The sequence below is a fragment of the Nocardia sp. NPDC004568 genome (genome assembly GCF_040609955.1).
Classification (GTDB): domain Bacteria; phylum Actinomycetota; class Actinomycetes; order Mycobacteriales; family Mycobacteriaceae; genus Nocardia.
On the sequence record NZ_JBEXLL010000185.1, the window covers coordinates 1 to 1,643 of the forward strand.

At 64.6% G+C, this 1,643-nt stretch carries 2 pseudogenes; both read right to left on the minus strand.

Annotated features, from left to right (window positions below):
* Positions 1–125: 125 nt before the first annotated feature.
* Positions 126–1,391: pseudogene (locus ABZV91_RS32440) on the minus strand (IS3 family transposase).
* Positions 1,392–1,445: 54 nt separating this feature from the next.
* A pseudogene (locus ABZV91_RS32445) lies at positions 1,446–1,643 on the minus strand (IS3 family transposase); the annotation flags it as partial.

The following is a 1,643-nucleotide window of genomic DNA, read 5'->3' on the forward strand; positions in this document are numbered from 1 at the left end:
TTGTGGTCGGTCTTGAAATCCCCGATCACGACCCGGGCCTCAAGCAGGCTGGTCCAGTGGTTGCGGTTGAGGCATTCGGTGCGTAGCCGGCGGTTTGAACCGCCCTGGGTTCGATGCGCACCGGTTTATCTGTCTCCAGCCGGTTGCTCGGCGTGGAGTGCATAGTAGTCGGCTTCGTGTTCGGCCGGTGGTCGCCGGCCGAGTCGGTGCATGATCCGGGACTGGTTGTACCAGCCGACCCAGTCCGCGGTGACGAGCTCGACGTCGGCGATCCTGGTCAGCGGACCACGCCGCAACGGGGAATCATCCCGGATCGCCTCGGTTTTGTAGAGCCCGATCGTGGTCTCGGCCAGTGCATTGTCGTAGGCGTCACCAACCGACCCTATCGACGGAAGTAGATCCGAAAGTGCCAGTGTCTCACCAATTTTCACCGCTGTGTACTGAGACCCCGCATCGGAATGATGTATCGCTCCACCGATCGGATGGCCTTCGCGGGCCCGCAGAGCGACCGCTTGCCGGATCGCTTTCTCCACGAACGCGGTGTGTTTACTGGTCGAGCATTCCCAGCCCAGAATCCGGCCGGCGTAGGCATCGACGACGAACGCGGTGTAGACAAACGTGCCCGTGACCAGGCGGACGTAGGTGAAGTCGGCGACGAGCAGCATGTTCGGTGCCGGGACCCGGAAGTGCCGGTCGACCAGGTCCGGTGCCCTCGACGCGCCTGGGTCCGGGCAGGTGGTGCGGACCTTCTTTCGCCGCGTAACACCTTTCCAGCCGTTGGCGCGCATCAGCCGTTCCACCGTGCACCGGGCGACGGGGATGCCCTGTCGTTGCAGATACGCCCACATCTTCGCCGCCCCATACAGTGACTCTGGCGTTCGCCGGCCCCGCTCGTCGGGCTCGTAGTGCCCGGCCAGGACCTCGGTGAGGGTGGTGTCCCACAAGGCCCGTTTCGACGGCGCTCGCCGCGCCCAGGCATAGAAGGGTTCTCGGGGCGATCGTGCACCCATGCGCGGTCAGCGCACGGCAGATCGGAACGACCCCGAACCGAGCCCGATGCTCGGCGATGAACGCGCAAACTACCGCTGTCGCGGGTCGCTCGCCCGCACGAAGAAAGACGTTGCCGCCTCGAGGATTTCAATTGTCTCCTCGAGCTCCTTGTTCTTGCGGCGCAGCTCCCGGATCTCCCGCGCTGCCTCCGTCGACACGCCCTCGGCGTCACCGGCGTCGACCGCAGCCTGGCGCACCCATTTACGCAGGGTCTCCGCGGTCATCCCCAACCTGGCCGAGACCGCTTTCATCGCGGCCCACTCGCTGTCGTAGTCGTCACGGTGATCGACGACCAGCCGGACAGCCTTGGCCTTGGTCGCTTCGTCGTACTTCGCAGGCATGATCTGCCCATCCTTCCCAAGAAAGAAAGTGGGCACCAAACCCGGGGCGGTTCAGTTGAACGATTCGACATAGCCGTTGTTCCAGGGCGTGCCCGGCGGAATATAGGACATACCTACCCGGCCACCGCAGAACTGTTGCAGAGCGGCCGAGATCAGGTCCGGCCCGTTGTCCATCCGCAGCACCCTCGGCGCCCCTCTGGCAGTGAATACCTTCTCTAGCTCGGCCACCAGCCGTTCGGCGGTGATCGAGCG